Raw genomic sequence first — 22,388 nt, forward strand, 5'->3', positions numbered from 1 at the left:
AGCGACCCGTCGGAGAAACCCACCAGACGTCACGAAATCGAGATCGTAACGACGGGCCACGACGTCCTGCTCAGTTCGCGACGACGTACTCCTCACCGCGCCGTTCGATCAGGTCTTCGCTCGAGAGCGTGTTCAGCAGACTCAGGATCGAGAGCTGTTTCATCGCCAGCAGGTCGCCCAGATCGTCGGCCGTCGCGCCGCCCGTCGCCTCGAGACAGAGGTAGACGAGTTTCGCCTGCGCGGAGTCGAGCTCGTCGGGAATCGGTTCGATCCGGGGCTCCGATCGCTGCTTCTGTGAACTCATTGTCACCAGGGCCGTCCCCATTCGTGTATATAAATCCACACGTGGATTGTGTATATATCGAGTAAAGGAGTACAGTACAGGGTTCGATATAATTTCGTCGAGCGGGAAATATGGTTGGTGATGGCAAACATGATGATCGACAACCGAGGCGACTCCGAATCGGTGCGGCCAAGCCCGATCCGTCGAGGAACGGGTCGGAACCGACGGGGGTTTTACGGGTGTCGACCCACTTTCGAGACGACCCGATGACGAACGATCGCGATCGCCCGACGCTGCCGTCCGATCTCGACCGCGACGCCAGGGAGGCGCTGGCGCGACTCGAGGATCGAGACGCCGACGACCTCCGCGCTATCGCCGCCTATCTCGAGGAACTCGCGGAGTGGACGGAATCGGCCGCGGACGATTCGGACGAACGAGCGGAGACGGATCCGGCTGCGAGCGACCGCAGCGGCGATGCCGGTGACGAGATCGGCGACGACCACGAGTACCCCAAGGACGTCCCGGATCGAGCGACGGTTACGGTCAAGGAAATCGCCGGCACGACCTACTACTACTACCAGTGGCGTGACGGAGACCGGATCGAGTCGAAGACGGTCCAACGAAAGAACGGCAGTTGGTGAGAGCGAGATATTCCGCCCCGCGAAACGGCGTCCGGTTTCGGCGGCGCCACGTGTTCGCCGGGGAACAATTATGTGGGCCCGAAAAGAACGATCGGATATGCTCGACGTGTTCTTCGGTTTCCTCTCGCTCGTCCTCGTGGTCGGCGGCGTCTTCTGTGCCTCCGAGACGCGCTCGTACACCGACGAGCAGCAGGCTCGAGCGCCGCGACTCTGGCGGGCGTACGCCGCCAGCGGCGCGTTCTGCTGTCTCGTCGGCGTCGGCAGCCTCGCGTGGCTCCTGACTGGTGGCACAGTCTGGGCGGTGAGCGGCATCGCGAGCCTCACCGCCGCACTTCCCTGTTTCGTCCAGGCTCTGTACCACCGAACGGCGGATATCGACCGCAGTCCGCTGAGCGAGCAGCTCGCCGAACTCGTCGCCCGGAAACTCAATTTCCCCGACCCAACCCAGCGGGCCTGAGCCGCCGGTCGGTCGCCGGGACCGATCGCAGACGTATACCTCTCAGTTCAGGTTCCACTCCTTGTCGTCGATTCGGACGCGCGTCAGTTCGTCTCGATCGCCCAGTAGCCGGAACTCGAAGCCCCGTCGTCGCGCTCGTACTGGAGATTCAGCGTCGTCACGTCCGCAGTGACTTCCTCGGTGTAAGAGGGGCCCTCGTCCCGCGATTCCGGCGGCTCGAGGTCGTGGTTCTCGTAGGCGACGCGAGTCGATTCCTCGATCACGTCGTCGGCGTAGACGTCGGCATCGATCCCGTTCGTCCCCGTCTCGCGCAACTCGAGCCGGTACGTTCGCATGGGCAGACGTCCCGTTCGCACGGTCCCGTGTTGGTGATCGGCCTACATGCGCTGGCGGTGTCGCGGCCGACTCTGGGAGCGACTACACCGAGTCGTACGGCCCGAGCCGCGTCCCGTCGAGCAGATACGCTTCGCCGTCGACCAGTCCCGCAGGCAGGAACGGAGAGAGAAACGACTGATTCGCCAGATTCACCCACGTGCCGCCGACGAGGTCGTTGAACGCGGGAACGACGACGACCCGCGGCGACTGGGGCGGCGCGTCGTCCCCCTTGAGCCACGAGACCCCCGCGTACTCGGGACGCTCGCGGAACGGGGCCGGCTCGAGCCGGCCGCGCAGCCACGTCCGTTCGACGCGGCTGCCGCCGACCTCGTCCTCGAGGCGGACGCAGGGGTGTTCGTGGCCCAGACAGACGACGTCGCACTCGAGCACCTCGGGGGCGGGCCACGTGTGGCCGTGACAGACGCCGACGGCGCCGTCGCCGAGCGCGACGCCGGCGCCGGGCGTGACCGTCACGGCTTCGGGGTCGAAGTCGAGAGCGGCGATTTCGCGTTCGCTCTCGGGGGTAAGCCAGTCCTCGATCCCGCCGTCGTGGTTGCCCTTCACCACCGTCACCGACAACGAGGGCGGGAACGCCTCGAAGAGCACCTCGAGTTCGCCGCGCTCGGCGCCGCCCGGGTCGCCGATCGAGTGCATCAGATCGCCGAGGACGACGAGGCGGTCGGGGTCGGTGCGCTCGAGTAGCTGGAGCAACCGCTCTCGGCGCTCGGGTGCGTGGCTGGGCACGTCGACGCCACGTTCGTAGCGCAGGCCGGCCTCGTAGCCGGCGTGGTAGTCGGCGACGAGCAGGACGCGCTCGGTTCCAACGGTGGCGGTCGCGGCCGGTTCGCCGGGGACGGGCTCGACGCGGGGCGGTGCCGAACCGCGAGGCGCGTCGGGAACGGAACGGCGGCGCTCGTCGGACATCAGTCGTCGCTCAGATCGCCTTCAGGGTCTCGTCGTTGGGCTCGTAACACTGCCCGCCCATCAGCGCGTCCTGGATCGCGTCCTCGACCTCGTCCTCGGACGCGCCGGTCTCGTCGGCGACTCGCTCGACGAGTTCGGTCCGGTCGGCGCCGTCGCCGTCGTCCATGTCCTCCATCGTTTCGACGACGTACTCCTCGAGATCGACGTCCTCGGCGGGTTCCTCGTCCGCGGGTTCGTCGGCCGTGGCCTCTTCGGATCCCCCCTCCGACGGTTCGTCGGGTTCCTCGTCTTCGTTCGGTTCCGCGGGTTCCGCGTCGGCCTCGAGTCCCGACGCCGGCGGCGCACCGAGGTCGTCGTCGGCCGACTTGGTTGCAGCTTCGTCGGACGCGTCGAGTTCATCGGTCGTCGCGGCGTCCGCAGCCGCCTCGCTTTCGGTCTCGAACTCGTCGACGGGCTCGTCGTCGGGTTCGGGCACGTCGATGTCGGCCTCACCGGGTTCCTCGACCTCCGCGCCGGTCGTGAACTCGGCGCCGAATTCCTCCTCGAGCTGTTCGCGCTCCTCCTCGTCCATCTCGTACATCCCGCCGTCGTCGACGTCGTCGGCTTCGAAGTCGCCGAGTTCCTCGTCGTCGGCTTCGGTGCCGGTCTCGAGGTCGGCATCGGTCTCGGTGGAGTCGCTCGTCGTCTCGAAGTCGCCGACGTCCGTCTCGTCGGACGCGGCGGTCGATTCGGCCGGTTCGGAGTCGGAGGTAGTCGGTTCGTCGGAATCGGCGACGTCAGCGGTCGCATCTGCTTCGACGTCCGTCACCCCAGTACCGGTGGCAGTCGCCTCAGTGGTCTCAGCGGCCGGCTCGGCGCTCTCAGGAGTCGACTCCGTCGGTGGCTCCGTCTCCGTCTCGGTCTCGGGCTCGGTTTCCGTCTCGGCGGCGTCCGCCCTGTCGGAGTCGACGTCGACGTCGGCCGACGAGGACTCGCGGTCGGTGCTCGTCGCCGTCCCCGCGGCGGAACCGGTGCCGGCCGTGGCGGCGGCCGGTTCCGGCTCGGGCACGGATTCGGCTGCGGATTCGGCCTCGGGGGCAGCGGCCGACTCGAGACCCCCGAGATCGAGGTCGACGAGGTCGGCCAGCGACGCGAACGAGGCGTCGGCGTCGGGACCCGAGCCGTCGGGCGCGAGCGAGAACGCCTCGACCTGATCGCGCTCGCCCGCGACGACCTCGACGGCCTCGAGGGCGCAGTCGCGCAGGGCCGCGAGGTAGTCCGGCGTCGTCCCGTAGTGGTCCTGAGAGAGCGGGATCCCCGCCGCGAGGCCCTTGTCGACGCCGGCCTCGAGGAGCGCGTCGGTCAGGGCGTCTCCACTCGCGTCGCTTTCTGCGGCCGCGGCGTAGGTGCCGACGCGCTCGACAGTCTGCTCGGCCGCGCTGACGACCCAGCGGTCCCGGGTGTCGGCATCGACCGTCGCGATGCTCTCCGGACGGAGCGAGGTGTAGACCTGATCGGAGTCGTCGGGCTGGAAGGTTCGGGCCTTCCCGGTTACCGCGACGAATTCGGGCGGCTCGAGTTGCTCGAGCGTCGCGAGTTCGTCGGGCTGGTACTGACCGGCGTAGACGACGAAGGCGCCGGTCGGATCGACGACGCGGGCACGGACCATCTCGTCGTTGACCGCGGTGATCTCGGTGAGTGTTCCGACGGTGAAGACGCGGTTGAGCCGCGCGCCGGTCGGCGAGATGACGTAGTTTGGTGCCCGTTCCTCGTCGCTCTCGGCGTAGGAGAACGACGCGTCGTCGTACTCGGCGGCGAACAGTCGGTAGGCGACTTCGCGTCCCGGAATCTCCTCGTCGTCCTCGCCGTTGCCGTTCGCGCTCATGCTCTCACCTCCTCGAGGAAGGCGGTCGCACGCGCCTCCGGATCGTCGGCGCTCTCCTCGAAGGTCTCGGCGTCGAGGTTCGCGCCGTACTCGTCGACCGAGAGGTGGCCGCGCACGCGATACTCCTTTCCGACGATTCGCTCGCGGATCGTGTCGGCGACGACCTCCTGGTCCATGGCCTCGCGAGCCTGTTCTAAGGCGTCCTCGAGCGTCCCGCCGTAGACATCCTCGGTGAGTTCGTCGTCGAGGACGACGGTGACGGCGCCGGTACCGTCGTCTAAGATTGCCTTCACGCGGAGGTCGTCGATCCCGTCGACGTCGCCGTGAGTGCGACACTGGCCCTTCTGAATGACGCGGTAGCACTCGGGGCAGCGCTGGATCAGTCCCGATCCGTCGCGGACCGCGATGGCGTTACCGACGAGTTCGACGTCGTAGATGCCGCCGGTCCGGACGGCCTCGCCGACGTCCATCGTCGTCGAATCGGCCCCGACCTCGATCTCGCGGTCGAGGGCGGTGACCGTCGAGAACTCCGAGACGTTGACCTCGGGAACCCCGCGGAACTCCTGTACGTAGGCGTTCTCGATTCGGACGGCTCCGCCCTCCTCGATTTCGGGAGCGGGATCCCAGTTCGTGAAGGGCAGCCGGCCGCTCTCATCGCCGAAGACACCGCTCAGGATTTCGGTCTCGCCGTCGCGGCCGTCGATCGTCCGCCGCTCGCACTCGACGACGGCCACCTCGACGTTCACCGCGCGGTCGCCGGTCTGGAGATCGGCTAACTGGGCGTCGCCGCCGATCTCGTCGGCGTAGGCCGCGGGAATGTCGAGCGACTCGTCCTCGAACGACAGCGAGGTACTCTCGCCGAGGTTGAGTTCGGGTTCGCCGTCCCACTCGCGGACGCCCGCGTTGCCCGCGGTGATCGTGTCGCCGGCCGAGAGTCCGAAGTCCTCCCAGGCGGTGTAGTCGATCGCGCCGGTCCCGTCGGCCAGTCGGCCTTCGACGATGACGTGATCCGAGCCCTGGTAGCGGATCGATCGCTTGCCGGACGTTAGGACCACGCCCGTTACGGTGACGTTGCCGTCTTCGGGCGTGATTTCGGCGATATCCTTGCTCGAGGGAGCGCCGCCGCCGCTCGAGCCGTCGCCGTACTTCCGGCGCAGGCTCTGTTTGGCCTCGTCGACTGGAACGCTGTACTCCACCAAGTTCTGCAGGTCGGATTTGACCTCCTCTTTGTCGACACCGAGGTCGGAGGCGAGATCCTCGGCATGATCATCGAGTTCCATCACTCGCAGTTCGAACGGGACCGTAAAAAGCGTTCCCGAGCGGAGCCCATATCGGACGCCTCGGACTCGAGACACCGCGGGTCGCCAGCCGCGCTAGTCGCGAGTCGTAAGCCGGCAGTAGCTGCAGGTCACGAGCCGGCAGTAGCTTCATTTCGATACTCGAGGAACGGAGTCGTATGAACCGCGCTGGCGCAGCGTTGGGCGGCGCGGCGTTCGTCGTCGCCCTCTTCGGCGGGCTCGTCGTCATTCGGATCCTGACACGAGCGCTGTACGCCGCCGTCCTGTTCGGCGAAACCGTCGCCACGTTCGCCTTCGCCCTGCTGATCGGCTACCTCGTCTACCGGATCCTCCTCGGATCGAGCGATGACCCCCGTCGCCTCGAGTGACCCGTCCGAACGCCTTCGGTCGGCGGGTTTCAGCAATCGTGAACGTTTTCCCCCAGCAACCGCGATGTCGAGGTACTCGTGAGCACGCTCGGAGAGGTCGTAATGATCGCAACGCTGGCCGGCGCGGCGACCGGGATCGGCGCGCTGCCGGTGTACGTGACCGAGCGGATCAGCCACCGCTTCTACGACGCCGCGCTCGGCCTCGCGGCCGGGATCATGTTTGGCGCGGCCGTCTTCGCGCTGGTCGTACCCGGCCTCGAGTTCGGCTCGCTGTGGGAGGTCGTCGGCGGCGTCCTCCTGGGGAGCGTCTTCCTGCTGGCCGCGAACCGACTCATTCCCCACATCCACCTGCTCATCACGGGCGAAGCGAACGGGACCTACCCGCCGATCTCGGGGTCGGAAGTCGAACTCGAGGCCAAGCCGAAGTCGCCGTCCGGCGGAGGGACCTCCGACGCGAGGACAGCCGACGGCGCGGACGCGCACGACGAGGACGACGTTCCCGCGCCGGACGACGACTTCCGACAGGCGGCCCTCGTCGGCAGCGCGATCACCATCCACAACGTCCCGGAGGGGCTGGCGATCGGCATCGCCTTCGCGGGCGGCCTCGAGAGCGTCGGGATCGCGCTGGCGATCGCGATCGCGGTCCAGAACGTCCCCGACGGCTTCGCGATGGCGATTCCAGCGAGTCGGACCGGCCTCTCGAAGCCGAAGACGATCCTCTACACGACGCTCTCCGGAGCGGTCCCGGAACCGGCCGCGGCCGCGCTCGGCTTCGCCCTCGTCGCGGTCGTCACCGGGCTCTTCCCGGTGGCGGCCGGCTTCGCTGCCGGAACGATGCTCGCGGTCATCTTCCGGGAGATGATCCCCGCGAGCCACGGCCACGGCTACGCCGACGAGGCCACGCTGACGTTCGTCGTCGGCTTCGTCGTGATGGTCATCGTCGACGTCGGGCTCGCGGTCTAAATCGGCCGAGACCCGGCATCTTCCGGGAATTGCCTTATAATACTTGTCAACATATCACAGAGGGATCCATGTCTCGAGACGATCCGCGGTCACGACGGAAAGTGCTTCAACTCGGCGGAAGCACGGCCGTAGCGGCCATTCTCGCCGGCTGTGGCGGCGGCGGGGGTCCCGGTGGAAACGACAGCGAGGAAAATGAATCGGGTAACGGTGAGGAGGGGACGAACGAGTCGGCGGGCGGCAACGAAACGAACGAAACGGAAGGCGGCAACGAAACGAACGAAACGGAAGGCGGCAACGAAACGAACGAAACAGAGGGTGGCAACGAAACAAACGAATCGGAAGGCGGCAACGAAACGAACGAGTCGGAAGGCGGCGGTGGCAGCGGAGCGCTGGAACCCGGTGAGATCGGACTCGGCGGCCAGACGCAGGCCTGGCAGGGCGCCATCCCCGAACAGATCGCCGGCGAGGAGAATCCGACGCTTACCCTCCAAGAGGGGGAGGCCTACGAGATCACGTGGGAGAACATGGACGGCGCCGGCCACAACATCCAGATTCTCGACGACAATGACGAGGTCGTCGACGACTACGAGACCGAGATCATGTCGGAGGAAGGTGAGACCCAGACGCTCGAGATCGACGAGGTAACCAGCGAAATGGCACAGTACGTCTGCGAACCCCACCAAGCGACGATGAACGGCGATATCGAAGTCCAGTAATCGATCGACAGAGCGGTCGTGACCGACGACAGTCGCGACCGGCGAAACGACTGTCGAGTCGCTCGAGCACGGCACGGTCAGTACACGGTGTTTCTTTACGGTCCGCCACGCAGGAGGCCTATGCACGTCGTCGTCAACGCCGCTACGAGCGCGGACGGCAAACTCTCCTCGCGGCGCCGCGAGCAGATCGCGATCAGCGGCGAGGCGGACTTCGAGCGCGTCGACCGCCTCCGAGCCTACAGCGACGCCGTCGTCGTCGGCGTCGGCACCGTCCTCGCCGACGATCCGCACCTGACGGTGAAGGACGAGTCGCTGTGTGACGAACGCCTCGAGCGGGGCGAGCCGAAACAGCCGGCCCGCGTCGTCGTCGATTCGAAAGGGCGCACCCCGACCGACGCCGCGGTGCTGGACGACGCGGCGACGACCTACGTCTGCCTGAGCGAGGCCGCCCCCGTCGGTTCGCGGATGGACCTGGTCGACCACGCGGAGCTCGTGACCGCCGGCAACGACCGGGTCGACCTCCTGCGGGCGTTCGCGGCGCTCGAGGAGCAAGGCCTCGAGCGGATCATGGTCGAGGGCGGCGGCGAGCTCATCTTCTCGCTGTTCGAGGCCGGACTGGTCGACGAGTTGCGGCTGTTCGTCGGCCCGAAAGTAATCGGCGGCCGCGACGCGCCGACGCTGGCCGACGGCGAGGGGTTCGTCGAGGAGTTTCCGCTGTTGCATCTCGAGGATCTCGAGCGACTGGACGACGGGGCCTTGCTGCGGTGGACGGTAGAGGACTGAGTGCTGGCTCCCGGTCGTCGCACTCCAGTTTTCGTGTGTCGTTTCGCACAGGGAGGTCCTCGGGGGGAGGGGGACCCGGGAGCGTCCGGAAAGAAACAGGATCATCGTGATAGTGACAGCAACCGATCACGACTCGAGAGGTCCGATTTCGGATCAATAACTTAGGAAAACCGCTGTGTGAGAGGGAACGAATACTACCCAACAGGGAGGTTACTCAAACTCCGGCTCTCGATCCTCCACGAACGCCTCCATCCCCTCGCGCTGATCCGGCGTTCCGAAGAGACTCGCGAAGGCCCGCTTCTCGTACTGGAGTCCACTGGTCTGTGACCCCTCGTAGCGCTGATTGAGCGCCTGTTTCGCGGCGCGCATCGCGACGGCCGGCTTCGCGGCGATCCGCGAGGCCAGTTCGTCGACGGTCTCCTCGAGGGCGTCGTCGGCCACCACTTCGCCGAACAGGCCCGCCTCCGCCGCGGATTCAGCATCCAATCGCTCGCCGAGGAAGATCATCCGGCGGGCGGTCTCGTCACCGACGAGTTCCGGCAGGCGCTGGGTCGCGCCCCAGCCCGGGATGATGCCGAGGTCAATCTCGGTGTTACCGATGACGGCCGATTCGCTGGCGACCCGAAGGTCGCAGGCGATGGCCATCTCGCAGCCGCCGCCGAACGCGTAGCCGTTGACCGCGGCGATCGTGGGCGCCGGGAACGCCGCCAGCGCGTCGGCGACGTCGTGACCGAGAGCGCCCCATTCCTGAGCTTCAGCGGTCGAGAGATCCTGCATGTAGCCGATGTCCGCGCCGGCGATGAACGCGTCGTCGCCGGCGCCGGTCAGAACGAGCGCGTGGGCGTCGTCGTCCGCGGCCTCGGTGATGGCCTCGCCCATCGCCTCGAGAGTCTCGACGTTCAGGGCGTTGAGCGCCTCGGGTCGGTCGACCGTTATCGTTGCCACGTCTCCGTCCCACTCGAGTTCGACGGTCTGCCAGGACATACGCCGGGATTCATCGGCCCCGGTGAAATCCCTTGGCACCGCGGAAGTCTCGGTCCGCAAGCGCGAACGAAAGCGACCGTCGAGTCCGGACCCGTCACATCTTTCCTCGAGCGCGCCCTACTCGAGTCCATGGAACGAGCCACGTTCGGCGGCGGATGTTTCTGGTGTGTCGAAGCGGCGTTCAAGGAACTCGAGGGGGTCCAGTCGGTCACCTCCGGCTACGCCGGCGGCCATACCGAGGACCCGACGTACAAGGCGGTCTGTTCCGGAAAGACGGGCCACGCGGAAGTGGTCCAGATCGAGTACGATCCCGACGCGATCGCCTACGTAGACCTGCTCGAGGTCTTCTTTACGATCCACGACCCGACCACGAAGGACCGCGAGGGCCCGGACGTCGGCAGCCAGTACCGGTCGGCGATCTACGCCCACGACGACGACCAGCTCGAGACCGCCGAGGCGTTCGCCGAGGAACTCGAGAACGAGGGCCTCTACGACGGGATCGTTACCGAGATCGAGCCGCTCGAGACGTTCTACGAGGCCGAGGAGCACCACCAGGACTACTTCGAGAAGAATCCCAACGACGCCTACTGTACGATGCACGCGGCCCCGAAAGTCGAGAAAGTTCGGGAGAAGTTCGCCGAGAACGTCGAGGGCGAACCGACGTCGGCGTAACGGTCGCGACGCCGAACCGACGCTCGGTACTCGAGTCGCGAAGCGGCTAGAAGGTCGGAAAAGACCCTCTCTCCGGACAACTTCGAAGCCAATTGCTGTGTCCGCATTTTGTGTCCGTAACCTGACCCACCCCCCCCCCCACACTCACCAGCGACTGTGTTCTCGCGGCAGGCCGGCTGCGATAGAATCGTCCCGAGAGCAGCCGCCCGGAGTCCAATTTGGAAAACGACCACTGAAGAGCTCCTCCCCGAGTCCCAAAATCAACAATCAACCCTATAGGAGGTTTTCCAAACATTCGTTCCAAAATATCCACCTACATATAGGTATTGCTCGGTCAAAAACCTTTATTATTGGATAGACCATAGCCATAATCGAGGTGGTGATGATAACAGATACCGAGACGAACGATAACCACGACGTACCCATCGTGGTCCTGTGACACTGTACCTCTGTGGATCCCACGACACGCCGGTACCCAACCCTGACACCATGCTACAATCCTCGGCTGTCACTATTTCTTCGGACGCGCCAGTAGCTGCCGTACAACGGCTGTAGTCGCCGCGTGGTGGCGTCTCCCTCGAGACCCGACGCCACCACAGCGCGGCTGCCTCGGCCTGTATTCACTCGAAGGGTCCAGATTGAATACCCCTCTCGGCGTCCGTTCCGACGGATCATGTCAATCGGCAAACTCGGCCCCGAAAACGTTGTCACGACTAGCCCCGACAGCAACCTCGAGGAGGCCACGCAGACGCTCGAGAACGAAAACGTCGGCGCGCTCGTCGTCACCGAGGACGACGAGCCGGTGGGGATGCTCACCGACCGCGACGCCGCGCTCGCGATCCACGATCACGACGACGTCGGCTCGCTCTCGGTCGAGGAGATCATGGCGGAGGACCCGGCGACGGTCCACGAAGACGACGATCCGCTCGCGATTTCGGAAGCGATCAAAGAGCGCAACGTGCGCCGGTTCCCGATCGTCGACGACGACGGCGAACTGGCCGGGATCGCGACGCTGGACGACCTGATCGCGACAATTGGCGAGGAGCTCGACAACGTCGCCGATACGATCGAAGCCCAGTCGCCCGACTACAGTCCGTAGCGGCCCTCGTTTTTTCCGTCCCGACGCCGCGCGTCGCTCCGTCCGCCGTCCGGACGGTGAAAGGTACCTCCCGCTCCAGCACGTGGTCCGACTATGAACAGTCGATCGACCCATCCGGACGTCCTCGTCATCGGCGGCGGCGCGACCGGCACGGGACTCGCCAGGGACCTCGCGCTGCGGGGCGTAGACGTGACGCTGGCCGAACGCGACGGGCTCTCGGCGGGCGCCTCCGGGCGCTCGCACGGCCTGCTGCACAGCGGCGCCCGCTACGCCGAGAGCGATCCCGAGGGCGCCCGCGAGTGCCTCGAGGAGAATCGCATCCTCCGCGATATCGGCGGCGCGTGCGTCCGCGAGACCCGCGGGCTGTTCGTCCAGTTGGCCGAGGACGATCCGGACTACTTCGAGGCAAAGCGCGCGGCCTGCGAGGACGTCGGAATTTCGGTCGACGTGATCGGCGGCGAGACGGCTCGAGACGCGGTTCCGGGACTCAGCGACGAGGTCGAACGCGCGATGTGGGTCCCCGACGCGGTCGTCGTCCCGTCGCGGCTGGTCGCGGCCAACGCGGCGGCCGCACGCGACCGCGGCGCCGACATCCTGCCGCACGCGCCCGTCACCGACATGACCGTCGACGACGGCCGAATCGCGTCGGTCTCGCTCGGCGGCGACGCCGGGAGGACCATCGAACCGACCTACGTCGTGAACGCGACGGGCGCCCACGCCGGCCGAACCGCGGCGATGGCCGGCGTCACCGTTCCGATGCGCCCGACGCGGGGCGTCATGGTCTCGGTCGACTACGACGGCCTCGAGCCCGTGCTCAACCGCTGTCGCGATCCGGCAGACGGCGACATCGTCGTCCCCCACGAGGACGAGGCCGTGCTGGGAACGACGAGCGTTCCGGTCGACGATCCGGACGACTACGAGCGGGCCGACTGGGAGGTCGAGCGAACGATCGAGGAGTGTGCGACGATCCTCCCGGCCGCCACCGAGGCGGAACGGATCCGGACGTGGTGGGGCGTGCGGCCGCTGTACGAACCCGAGGAGGACGCTCGAGGCGGGCGCGGGATTTCGCGGGGCTTCCATCTGCTCGATCACGCCGCCGACGGGAGCGATGAATCGTCCCCACCGGCGCTGGGGTCCGACGGCGTCGACAACTTCGCCAGCATCGTCGGCGGAAAGCTGACGACCTACCGTCGGATGGCCGAGGCGACCGCGGATCTCGTCTGCGAACGACTGGGCGTCGACGCCGAGTCGACCACGGCGACGACCGAACTCCCGGGCGCGTCGGAGCCGTCGACGCTCGACGAGTACGTTCGCGAGTTCGACGGGCAGGGGCCGACGGACGCGGATCTCGTCGGCGCCGGTCGCTGACACGTCGGTATCGGCCGCGACCTAGAGAATCGCGTCAGCGACCGCCGACGAGTCCGCGCGTGACCGTCCGCAACGACTGCGTCACTTCCGCTGGATGCGGGAGTCCGAGCCGGTAGCGAACCCGGTCCTCCCGTTTGAGCGGGTCGAACACGACGGGTTCCTCGAGATCCCAGATTCGCGCCGGCGACGCGCGGACGCCGCGGCGCTCGAGGACGGCGTTGGCCGCGCGGCGACCGGCCTCGTTGGCCGATTCCATGGAGGCCAGATCCGAATTCGTTCGGACGTAATCGCCGGCCAGCGCGAGGTTCGGAACACCGACGTCGGCCGGCGGTCGGTTTCGCAGCGAGCCGACGGTGTTGATCAACAGCGGCGAGCGATTCTCGACGCCGGTGACGACGGCGTCGCCGTCTTCCCGTTGCGTCTCCGACGCAACGCTGGTCTCGACGATCGCCGGATCGAGGAACCAGTCGACGAGCATCTCGTCTCGCAGCCGCTCGTCGGAGCCGTTCAGGTGGGTTTTCAGCTGTTCCCAGACCTCCGCGGCGATCTCCTCACGGCTGCACCGTCTGGCTGGCTTTTCGTACAGGATCCCCGGCGTCTCCCAGTCGGAGGCGATCACCGAGAGGACGCCCGCGACCTCGTCGTCGCGGTCCTCAAGGTCGTACTCCGAACCCGACCAGAACTGGCGCTGCGAGATCGACGTCAGCGCCCACGGGGCGTCGGCGTAGACCTGGTGGCCCCGCGACAGCGCGACGTCTTCGGTCAGGTAGAACTGAATCCCGTTCATCCAGGCGGTGTCGAGGCGCTCGATCCGACCGAGTGCGGGCGCGGTTCGCGTCAGTTCGGGGGTGAGCAGCTGAGGTGCGACATCGACGGGAACGGCGAGGACGTAGTCGTCGGCCTCGATCCGCTCGGCGGCGTCTCCACCGGAGTCGCGCTCGGAGCCGACGACGGCGTCGGTGACGCGGCGACCGTCGGCCTCGAGTCGCCGAATCGGCGCGTTCGGCCGAAATTCGACGCCGAGGGACTCGAGATGGCGTACCCACGGGTCGATCCAGGCCTCGCTGGTCGGCGCGTTCAGCACCCGCTCGGTGGGGCGGGTCGGATCGAGTTGGCCGAACAGCAACTGCAGGTAGATCGTGCCGATCGTCCTGGCGCTGCCGACCTGCGGCCGCAACGCGACGAGCGCCTGCGTCGCGTAGGCGAGCCGGTCGCGAAGCGCCTGCGAGCGGTTCTCGGCGTCGATGAACTCCCACCACGAGATGTCGTCGAACTCCTCGATTCGACGCCGCTCGCAGGCGGACAGGAAGTACAGGAGCCGCTCGAGCAGAAAGCGGACGTCGTCGGCGGGCAGGTCCTCGGCGAACGCCGGGCGCAGCGCCTCGAGCCAGCCCCGTACCGTGTCCGGCGTTCGGGTCTCGGCGATCCGCCCCGGTCCGGTCGTGCTCGCGACGAGGGTTGCTTCGGTCTCGACGAGGTTGTCCGCGACGGTGCCGTCGCCGTCCGGGATGCGGTCCATCGTGTCGATGACGTGGCGGTAGAACGCGGGGAAAAACCGGAAGCCGTGTTCGCCGTGCAACGGCGTCGGCCCGTCGTCGATCGGAATCGACCGTGCCTTGCCGCCGAAGCGGTCAGTGGCCTCGAAGACGGTCACCTCGAGCCCCCGCTCAGCGAGTTCCTGGGCCGCGGTGAGACCGCCGATTCCGCCGCCGAGTACGGCAACGTCTGGCATCGAACCTACTGGGACCGCCAGCGGAGTAAGCGGCGTCCCTAACGACGGTGGGTCGACGGCGGCGACGGGTGGAGGTCCCGCGTCGTTCCGCGAGCCGTCGCTAGCCCGTCAAACGGGATCAGAATCGAGACTGGAAGCCGGCGCGTTCAAACTCAAAACTCCTCGCGCACGTTCGACCAGATGCCGAGCGACTGATCGTTCGAACAGTCGATATCGACCCGGAACTCGTGGTCGTCGTCGAGGCTGATTCCGATGTGATCGAACGTCGCCACGTACCGCGACGCGTGGTGGCGGCCCCGCCGAACGCCGACGGTTTCGCTGGCGAGTCCGGCGTCGGTCAGCCGATCGAGTTTGCGATAGGTCGTCGAGAGGGGGAGATCGACCGCCTCGGCGATCTCGGGAACGGTCTTGGGTGCCTCGAGAATCGCGATGATCTCCCGACAGTCAGCATCGTCCAGTACGGCCACGACGCCCGCGAGATCGGCGGCGTCGTCGGACGATGAGAACTCGAGTGGCATAGACTGCGACCACGTTAGGAGCGAAGCCTAAAGACACGTTTGGTCCCGAAAGCACCGGACGTGTCGGCCCCGAGTCGTGACGGGTGGGCCAACTACATGTAGGATCGGCCCGACGGGCCGCGTATGAGCGACGAGACGCCCGACTCGACGGTCGAGAACACGCCGGGGCAGGGACGAACGCCCGAACCGGAACGGATCGAACCCGCGGCTCCCGAGGAGTTCGGCCTCGTACAGGTCTGGTGGGGCGACGGGAAGGGGAAGACGACGGCCACGCTCGGCATGGGGATGCGCGCCGCGGGCCACGGCTACCGCGTCCACATGCTCCAATTTATGAAGGGCGGCGCCTCGAGCGTCGACGCCGTCCGCGGCGAGTACAACGCCATCGCGGCGCTGCCGGGGATCAGTTACGAGAACCTCGGCCACTACGGCTGGCACGGGATGGAAGACGGCAGCGACGAGGAAGACCACGCGGCCCAGGCCCAGGCGGGCCTCGACCGCGCTCACGAGTTACTCGAGGCGGCCGGGGAGGCCGATCTCGAGGCCCCGATCGGCCTCGACGCGGAGCCGGAGGCGGGAATGCACATGCTAATTCTCGACGAGGTGCTCTACGCCGCGGATCGCGGCCTGCTCTCGGAGGATGACGTCCACGGCCTCATCGGCGCGAAACCCGACGGCCTCGAGTTGGTGCTCTCTGGGAGCCACGCGGAGCCGGCGTACCTCGAGGACCGCGCCGATCTCGTCACGAACGTTCGCAAAGTGAAACATCCGATCGACGACGGCCAGCGGGCCCGGCGCGGAACCGAGTTCTGAGCGATAGCGGCGATTCTGCGCGAAAGCGACGGTCGCTCGAACGAACGTCCGCTTCGTCGATCCTGTTACTATTCACCTACCAACACAATTATCATCAATTCCTGAGAACGTATCGACGTTCAATGGGTGCAATTCGGGTAGACGGACTGGGCAAGTCCTACGGAGCCGTCGAGGCGGTGGCCGACATGAGCTTCACCGTCGAGTGCGGGGAGTTGTACGGGTTTCTCGGCCCGAACGGTGCCGGGAAGACGACCACGATCCGGACGCTGACGGGCCAGATACAGCCGGACGCGGGGACGGTTCGGGTTCTCGAGACCGATCCGGCGACCGAGCCGACCGAGACCCGGGAACGAGTCGGGATCCTGCCGGAGCAACAGTCGCCGCCGAGTTTCCTCACGCCGCGCGAGTACCTCGAGTTCGTCGGCGACGTCCGCAACCTCGATTCCGACCGGGTCGCCGAGCGGACGGCCGACTGGGCTCAGCGCCTGGGTTTCGAGAACAAACTCGACACGCTGCACACGGACCTCTCACGGGGCCAACAGCAGAAGGTAATGATCACGCAGGCGTTCCTCCACGAGCCCGACGTGGTCTTCATCGACGAGCCGCTGGCGAACCTCGACCCGCTGGTCCAGGAGCAGGTCAAGCGGTTTCTCGTCTCCTACGCCGCCGGCGACAACGCCGTCTTCGTCTCAACGCACAACATCGACGTCGCCGAGGAGATCTGTACGCGGGTCGGCATCGTCGCCGACGGTCGGATCGTGACCGAGCGGTCGCTCAGCGGAGACGGCGGCGTTGAGGACGGCGAGCACGACAGCGACGAATCGCTACTCGAGGTGTTCCTCGAGCGTGTCGAACGCGAGGACGCCCGAGACCTGCCCTCGCTCGAGCGGATCGACGCATGAGCGGGACAGCGACGACCGATCGATCGGGCCCCTCGGCGCGGCGGCTGCTCGGCGTGCTCTTCCGCGAGGAGTGGCGGCTCCACACCCAGCTGTTCGGCGGCTGGCGGTTCGCGCTCTTCCCGGAAGTCATCGCCGTGCTCGCGGTGGGTGCGACGGTGGCGTTGCGGGAGACGGGGACTGCGGACGGAACGATCCTGATAGGGCTTCACGTCCTCGCGCTCGGTTTCGGCCTCTACAGCGGGACCGCCGGGTTCGCGGGTTCGGATATGCTCGAGAACGTGTTCGGCGAGCTCTCGTTGCTCCTCTCGTCGTCGACGACGCTCCCGCTGTCCCGACGGCGCCTGCTGGGCGTCTTTCTGCTGAAGGACGCGCTGTTCTACGCGGTCGCGTTCGTCCTGCCGATGGCGCTCTCGAACGCCGTACTGGCCGACCGTCTCGCGGGGGCGCCAGTCGCGGTGGGAGCGCTGTGGCTCTCGCTGTCACTGGTGTTCGCCGCCGGGATGGCCCTGACCGTCGCGCTGATCGCGGTCCGGACCCGCGGCGTGCCGACGTGGGCGATTACCGGTGCGACCGTCGTCGTCGCCGGCGCGGCGTGGCTGACGGGAACCGGCGGGGCCGTCTGGAACGCGTTCGTGCCGATCGAGGGGGAACCAGCCAGTGCGCTCGGACTGGCGGTCGGAACCGGAGTCGTCGGCGCGGCGTCGCTCGCCCTGTACGATCCGACCTACGGCCGGCCGTCGCGGACCGCCAGCGATCGGTTCGCCAGCCTCAGCGACGCGTTGCCGGACGAGGTTGTCGGCGCCGACAGCGCGCTCGTCTCGAAAACGCTGCTCGATCTGGCCCGTTCCTCGGGCGGCGTCATGAAGCCGTTCGTCTCCGCAGCCATCCTGCTGGCGCTGGTCGCCGCGCTCGTCGGCGTCGTCGACTCGATCACCGGGATCGCACCGGCACCGGGCGTCTTCTTCGGCGGCGTGCTGGGGCTGACCGCATTTACCACGTACAACTGGCTGACCCAGTTCGACTCGCTCGAGGCCTACCTCGCCTATCCCGTCTCGATCGACGACGTCTTCCGGGCGAAACGGATCGCATTCGTCCTCGTCGGCGCGCCGACGGTCGCGGTGCCGTACCTCGCGGCCGTGCTCTGGTTCGAGGCGACGCTGGTCGACGCAGTCGTCGGCGCGATCTTGCTCGCGGGCTACGCGCTGTACTACTACGGGCTGACCGTCTACATCGCCGGCTTCGATCCCAACGAGTTCCTCTTCGACGCCGTGCGGTTCTCGCTGTTCACCCTCGGCGTCGCTGTCGCACTCGTGCCGACGCTCGTCGCCGGGTTCGTCGTGGTGCCGCCTACCGGGGCCGTCGCGGCGGCGCTGGGTGTTGGTGGGGTCGGATTCGGTGTCGTCGGGTTGGTTCTCTCGAGTCGGGCCGGACCGCGGTGGGAGCAGCGGTCTCGAGATGGCGACTGAAAGCGAGGGAGCTGTCAACAGCGGAGACCGGGTATACCGTTTTTGCAAGTGAACAGCCGGGACTCGAGACACCCCACCATTGCACGTGAAGCCGCCGGATTCAGGCTGCAGCTATCTGAAAAACGGTAGTCGAAGTACGTCTCGATAGCGCCTCCGAGACACCCCACTGCTTCATGTGAAGAACGCAATTTGAGTCGGTACTGTGGACGATTTCTACAACGTTGCTTCGTGAGAGACTGCGAGAAGAAAACAGCTGTGGGAACGATTCGGATAGCGGAATCGTCCGTCTGGATGCTGCCTGTCACTTCGCGAGAAGACTCTCTTGACGGAACTACGACGCAGATATCCTTCCCCTCCCTCCACTGTTTCCGGAGCTTTCGGTTCTCGAAAGGGTACAAAAAGCTCCCACTCACACACCACTGTTTCCGAAGCTTCTGTTCCCAAAATGGCATGGAAAGCTACCGCCCACACACCACTGTTTCCGGAGCTTTCGGTTCGCGAGGACGATTTGCCAGCGTAGAGTGGGCAGACAGGACATCGGTTTGCTCTCCTCGAGTCCGAAATCCTCCGGGAACGGACACCCCACTGATTCAAGTGAAGATCTGCAGTTAAGAGACCGAACACTCACTGAGCGCAATATCGTATGAAAAAACGTTTGAACGGGTGGTGGGTGGGTAGCCTCTGTTACGCCACTGCTTTCGAAGAATCGACAGAATTCGAGGTGCCACTTACACACCATTATTTCCGGAGCTATCTCGAAGGCAGTTCGTCGCGTAAAGTAAGCAACCGATATCTCGTTTTCTGATCTTTTAGTTTGAACTTCTCGAGAGCGATCGAATACTAGACCGTTCACTAACTTCAGAAACAGTCGTGTGTGAGGGTCGCCTGTCTCCGTTCTCTCGAGAACCGAACGCTCCGGCCGTGGTGAATCGCGATAGGGCGTTGGATTATGAGATGAGCGGATAACGTCTACACTGGAGCCCCCCGTACACTGGAACCGGGGTTCTCATGGCTCATGGCGTGTCAGGGTAGTCAATCAACGGAGTCTGATCTCACTTGAGTCGACTATTGATTCGAAGTTGGGGAACACTCCCCATCAGAGACAGTATCGTAGCCACTGAAAGTCAATGCACATCTGATCGCAGGATGTCGTTGCGATTAGTGTGTAAATCGTTTCAGTGGCTACGATAGCCAACTCGGACGCAGTATCGCTGCAAGTGAAGACAGAAACTAAGTGGTGTCTACCGCCCGAATATCTCAAGTTTCCGCGTCCGACCTACGAACGATCCATACTCGTTGAAGGGTAGTTTTCGTTCCAAGTCGACACAGAGACACACCATCCTTGCAAGTGAAACTGAGAGATATCAGGTCCCACTCTCGAGGAGTATCGCTGGCAGAGGATTCTAATGAGGCTAATGAGACACACCACTCTTGCAAGTGAAGACGGGAAGCAAAAGACCTGATAGCGACGATTCCACCGGATAGATCAATAACTGAGATACCACCAAGACACCACTATTTCCGATGCTATTTCGAGCACTAATCGAAGAGTCGAGAACGATTTGCTGGGAGAGACACACCACTTTTGCAAGTGAAGTCAGACAAGATGTTGCATCCCAGTATTCGACGTAACGGATCAGGAGATATCGTTCATGTCTGCGATATCGCGAATGACTTTGATTTCCCGATCGAGATACAGCACATCAGCCATCGCTTCGATAGCGCTAGTGAAGGGAACATTGAGACTATAACTATAATAGTTTCCACGGGACCCGCTGCGGTTCTCTGCTGCCGAGAGGATCCCAAGCATACGGAGGTCAGAGAGGTGATTATAAACTGATCGCTGTGCGAGAGAATCTGTTTCAGAGGACTCACAGAGGTCGAGATACTCCTGGTAAATCTCTCGAGTACGACACGGAGTCTCATCCTTTGCTGCCTTAGAGATCACTGCGAGAAGTGTAAGGCGACCGTGAGTTGTGAGTTCTCGCATGCCCTCTTCGACGCGTTCCTGTTCAAGTTTCGAGCGTGCGGCCTCAACGTGATCCTCTCGGATACTATCGGCGTCCGTGCTTTCCGCGATTTCGCCGGCAAGCCGGAGGAGATCGAGTGCTTGACGCGCACTCCCGCTGTCGCGAGCGGCAAGTGCAGCACAAAGCTCGAGAACGCCGTTTTCGTACGCATCGTCTGCGATCGCGATATCTGCTCGAGAGGCGAGGATATTCCCTAATTCAGCGGCATCGTACGGAGGAAACTGGAGTTCTCGTTCACAGAGCGTGTCTTGAACTCGAGGATCGAGCTGCTCGCGAAATTTGAAATCGTTGCTAATACCGATGACACCGACTCGCGTTGTCTCGAGATAGCCGTTCGATCGAGCTCGTGGGAGTTCATAGAGGAGTTCGTCTCGATCACCGATGGAGTCGATCTCGTCGAGAACGATGAGGATCGTTCCGCCGATAGCGTCAAGTTCGTCGTAAAGTTTCGAGAAGACCGTCTGCTGCGGATAGCCGGTCGAGCTGATTTCACTGCCGGATGGACGAAGTTCGTTGACCAGCCGAACTGCTACCTGATAGGAGGAGTTCAGTGTTTTACAGTTGATCGAAATAACAGAGAGATCGACGTCATCGTACCGTTCAATATCGGTCTGGAGTTCCTCAAGGAGGTACTCAGTGACAGCAGTCTTCCCGACGCCCGTATTTCCGTAGATGAAGATATTGTTCGGTTCCCACCCATCTACGACCGGCTGGAGCGCGTCTGTGTACGCAGCGATTTCTTCATCTCGTTCTTCGATCTCCGGTGGCTGGTACGATTCACCCAGTGCGTCTTTGTTTCGGAATATCGTTCTCTTACGTTCGAACCGACTCATGTGTAATGAATTCAACTAAGGTAATATAAAACCACTCTTTCATCTGGTTCAAGTGAAGAACAGAGACACACCACTCTTGCAAGTGAAGCCATTGACGCAGTATCCACCGAAGACAACACACCACTATTACATCCAATCAGCGCACATATTATATAATATACATGTATAGATTAGAGTAACATAATCATACGAGCGACCCGGTTATTCTCCGATTGGTCCATCTGAATTTTTACTTGTAATAGTAATGTGGCTGAATAGTTCGAAGCCATAGCAGTTGGAACCAGTTACCGACGTAGCCGCCGAAATCTACACCATCGACGATCAATTCGACTGATTATGCAGATAGGAAATTTCCTAATCTGAGTTCTGACCGTCATTATCGGTGGAAATCCTCGTAATTACGCTGGAAAGCCCCTTCCCCCTCCCACTGAGTGTTACGACGACGGGTATCACATCCCATTCAGAACGGCTTCACTTGCAAAAGTGGTGTGTGAGTGTTGGTCTGAATCCCCATCCGCTCGAATCGACTATCGATATCGCGGAGACCGACTCTTTAGATGCTACATCGAAGAGACACCCCACCGTTACATGTGAAGCCGCCGGATTTGAGTCGGTACTGTGGACGATTTCTACAACGTAGCTTTGTGAGAGACTGCGAGCAGAAAACGACTGTGGGAGCGGTTCAGATAGCGGAACCGTCTCTCTGGATGCTGCTACTACTTCGTGAGAAGACTCCCCTGACGGAACTGCGACACGGATATCCCCTCCCTCCCTCCACTGTTTCCGGAGCTTTTGGCCCTCCAGAACGGCGCGAAAAGATACCAGCCACACACCACTATTTCCGAAGCTTTTGTTCTCAGAAGGATACAGAAAGACGCCAATCCACACACACACTGTTTCCGGAACTTTCGATTCGCGAAGACAGTTTGCCAGTGTAGAGTGGACAGACACGACATCGGTTTGCTCTCCTCGAGTCTGAAATCCTTCGGGAACAGACACCCCACGGATTCAAGTGAAGATCTGCAGTTGAGAGGCTACATACCCACTACACGTAATATTAGAAAAGATGTGAAAACGTTTGGATGGGTGGTGTCTCTCTCATCAGTGAGCAATTAGAGGGGAACCCTAGTGTTGCCAAGCGAGATCGTTAGAAGAGACTTTCGCTAGACAGTGGTTGGTCCGTGCTTCGTAAGAGGACAAAAATCGATAGGGGGAAGTCTCACAGCGAATAGTACGAGAGAAACTTAACGATCTCTCCCACCAGAAGATCCTGTCTCAGTCCCGTCGCGGTCGTGGACAGGG

General features: G+C 63.9%; 21 protein-coding genes. 12 read left to right on the forward strand and 9 right to left on the reverse strand.

From position 1 onward, the window contains the following. Window positions 1-70: 70 nt before the first annotated feature. Complete coding sequence (locus HTUR_RS24475; RefSeq protein ID WP_049942146.1) at window positions 71-304, reverse strand: hypothetical protein; 234 nt, start codon at window positions 302-304, stop codon at window positions 71-73. A 245-nt stretch (window positions 305-549) separates the two neighbouring features. On the opposite strand from HTUR_RS24475, the gene HTUR_RS24480 reads away from it, so the two are divergent. Together HTUR_RS24480 and HTUR_RS24485 are read left to right on the forward strand one after the other, a co-directional pair. After that, window positions 550-924 (forward strand): hypothetical protein, encoded by a 375-nt coding sequence (locus HTUR_RS24480; RefSeq protein WP_012946061.1) that lies wholly within the window; start codon window positions 550-552, stop codon window positions 922-924. Window positions 925-1,021: 97 nt separating this feature from the next. Beyond that, window positions 1,022-1,381, forward strand: a complete 360-nt coding sequence (locus HTUR_RS24485) for a hypothetical protein (RefSeq protein WP_012946062.1) — start codon at window positions 1,022-1,024, stop codon at window positions 1,379-1,381. Window positions 1,382-1,464: 83 nt separating this feature from the next. Here HTUR_RS24485 and HTUR_RS24490 read toward each other — a convergent pair whose 3' ends face one another. The 4 genes from HTUR_RS24490 to HTUR_RS24505 all read right to left on the reverse strand — a co-directional run bounded on the left by HTUR_RS24490 (window position 1,465) and on the right by HTUR_RS24505 (window position 5,824). Continuing rightward, window positions 1,465-1,716, reverse strand: coding sequence for a hypothetical protein (locus HTUR_RS24490; RefSeq protein WP_012946063.1), 252 nt, complete (start codon window positions 1,714-1,716; stop codon window positions 1,465-1,467). Window positions 1,717-1,798: 82 nt separating this feature from the next. Further along, window positions 1,799-2,680 (reverse strand): metallophosphoesterase, encoded by an 882-nt coding sequence (locus HTUR_RS24495; RefSeq protein ID WP_012946064.1) that lies wholly within the window; start codon window positions 2,678-2,680, stop codon window positions 1,799-1,801. A gap of 10 nt (window positions 2,681-2,690) precedes the next feature. Continuing rightward, on the reverse strand, window positions 2,691-4,544 hold the full coding sequence (locus HTUR_RS24500; protein WP_012946065.1) for a hypothetical protein: 1,854 nt from the start codon (window positions 4,542-4,544) through the stop codon (window positions 2,691-2,693). Next, window positions 4,541-5,824 (reverse strand): Single-stranded DNA binding protein, encoded by a 1,284-nt coding sequence (locus tag HTUR_RS24505; RefSeq protein ID WP_012946066.1) that lies wholly within the window; start codon window positions 5,822-5,824, stop codon window positions 4,541-4,543. The genes HTUR_RS24500 and HTUR_RS24505 overlap by 4 nt, the downstream gene beginning before the upstream one ends. 176 nt (window positions 5,825-6,000) lie before the next feature. On the opposite strand from HTUR_RS24505, the gene HTUR_RS24510 reads away from it, so the two are divergent. The 4 genes from HTUR_RS24510 (at window position 6,001) to HTUR_RS24525 (ending at window position 8,672) form a co-directional block, all read left to right on the forward strand. After that, on the forward strand, window positions 6,001-6,210 hold the full coding sequence (locus HTUR_RS24510) for a hypothetical protein (RefSeq protein WP_012946067.1): 210 nt from the start codon (window positions 6,001-6,003) through the stop codon (window positions 6,208-6,210). 78 nt (window positions 6,211-6,288) lie between these two features. Further along, window positions 6,289-7,173, forward strand: a complete 885-nt coding sequence (locus HTUR_RS24515; RefSeq protein WP_049942147.1) for a ZIP family metal transporter — start codon at window positions 6,289-6,291, stop codon at window positions 7,171-7,173. Between the two features lie 68 nt (window positions 7,174-7,241). After that, the gene (locus HTUR_RS24520) at window positions 7,242-7,889 is read left to right on the forward strand and encodes a cupredoxin domain-containing protein (protein WP_012946069.1); all 648 of its coding nucleotides are present in this window, start codon (window positions 7,242-7,244) and stop codon (window positions 7,887-7,889) included. Window positions 7,890-8,009: 120 nt separating this feature from the next. Then, entirely contained in the window at window positions 8,010-8,672 is a 663-nt protein-coding gene (locus HTUR_RS24525; RefSeq protein ID WP_012946070.1) for a 2,5-diamino-6-(ribosylamino)-4(3H)-pyrimidinone 5'-phosphate reductase, read from the forward strand. A gap of 210 nt (window positions 8,673-8,882) precedes the next feature. On the opposite strand, the gene HTUR_RS24530 is transcribed toward HTUR_RS24525, so the two are convergent. Further along, entirely contained in the window at window positions 8,883-9,656 is a 774-nt protein-coding gene (locus HTUR_RS24530; RefSeq protein ID WP_012946071.1) for an enoyl-CoA hydratase/isomerase family protein, read from the reverse strand. A gap of 129 nt (window positions 9,657-9,785) precedes the next feature. Here HTUR_RS24530 and msrA point away from each other — a divergent pair, with 129 nt between their 5' ends. The 3 genes from msrA to HTUR_RS24545 all read left to right on the forward strand — a co-directional run bounded on the left by msrA (window position 9,786) and on the right by HTUR_RS24545 (window position 12,795). After that, a complete protein-coding gene (gene msrA, locus HTUR_RS24535; protein ID WP_012946072.1) occupies window positions 9,786-10,328 on the forward strand; it encodes a peptide-methionine (S)-S-oxide reductase MsrA in 543 nt (180 codons plus the stop codon). Window positions 10,329-11,001: 673 nt separating this feature from the next. Next, window positions 11,002-11,427 (forward strand): CBS domain-containing protein, encoded by a 426-nt coding sequence (locus HTUR_RS24540; RefSeq protein ID WP_012946073.1) that lies wholly within the window; start codon window positions 11,002-11,004, stop codon window positions 11,425-11,427. A gap of 93 nt (window positions 11,428-11,520) precedes the next feature. Beyond that, the gene (locus HTUR_RS24545) at window positions 11,521-12,795 is read left to right on the forward strand and encodes an FAD-dependent oxidoreductase (protein ID WP_012946074.1); all 1,275 of its coding nucleotides are present in this window, start codon (window positions 11,521-11,523) and stop codon (window positions 12,793-12,795) included. Window positions 12,796-12,829: 34 nt separating this feature from the next. Here the strand turns inward: HTUR_RS24545 and HTUR_RS24550 are convergent, their stop codons facing one another. Together HTUR_RS24550 and HTUR_RS24555 are read right to left on the reverse strand one after the other, a co-directional pair. Beyond that, on the reverse strand, window positions 12,830-14,527 hold the full coding sequence (locus tag HTUR_RS24550) for a hydroxysqualene dehydroxylase (protein WP_012946075.1): 1,698 nt from the start codon (window positions 14,525-14,527) through the stop codon (window positions 12,830-12,832). Between the two features lie 152 nt (window positions 14,528-14,679). Beyond that, window positions 14,680-15,045, reverse strand: a complete 366-nt coding sequence (locus HTUR_RS24555) for a helix-turn-helix domain-containing protein (RefSeq protein ID WP_012946076.1) — start codon at window positions 15,043-15,045, stop codon at window positions 14,680-14,682. 123 nt (window positions 15,046-15,168) lie between these two features. On the opposite strand from HTUR_RS24555, the gene HTUR_RS24560 reads away from it, so the two are divergent. From HTUR_RS24560 to HTUR_RS24570, 3 genes are all read left to right on the forward strand, one after another. Further along, entirely contained in the window at window positions 15,169-15,855 is a 687-nt protein-coding gene (locus HTUR_RS24560; RefSeq protein WP_012946077.1) for a cob(I)yrinic acid a,c-diamide adenosyltransferase, read from the forward strand. A 122-nt stretch (window positions 15,856-15,977) separates the two neighbouring features. Then, window positions 15,978-16,757 (forward strand): ABC transporter ATP-binding protein, encoded by a 780-nt coding sequence (locus tag HTUR_RS24565; RefSeq protein WP_012946078.1) that lies wholly within the window; start codon window positions 15,978-15,980, stop codon window positions 16,755-16,757. Continuing rightward, the gene (locus HTUR_RS24570; protein WP_012946079.1) at window positions 16,754-18,223 is read left to right on the forward strand and encodes a hypothetical protein; all 1,470 of its coding nucleotides are present in this window, start codon (window positions 16,754-16,756) and stop codon (window positions 18,221-18,223) included. Before HTUR_RS24565 ends, HTUR_RS24570 begins: the two co-directional genes overlap by 4 nt. Window positions 18,224-19,859: 1,636 nt before the next feature. On the opposite strand, the gene HTUR_RS24575 is transcribed toward HTUR_RS24570, so the two are convergent. Next, entirely contained in the window at window positions 19,860-21,086 is a 1,227-nt protein-coding gene (locus HTUR_RS24575) for an orc1/cdc6 family replication initiation protein (RefSeq protein WP_012946080.1), read from the reverse strand. Between the last annotated feature and the right edge of the window lie 1,302 nt (window positions 21,087-22,388).

The sequence above is a fragment of the Haloterrigena turkmenica DSM 5511 genome (genome assembly GCF_000025325.1).
In the GTDB taxonomy this organism is placed as follows: domain Archaea; phylum Halobacteriota; class Halobacteria; order Halobacteriales; family Natrialbaceae; genus Haloterrigena; species Haloterrigena turkmenica.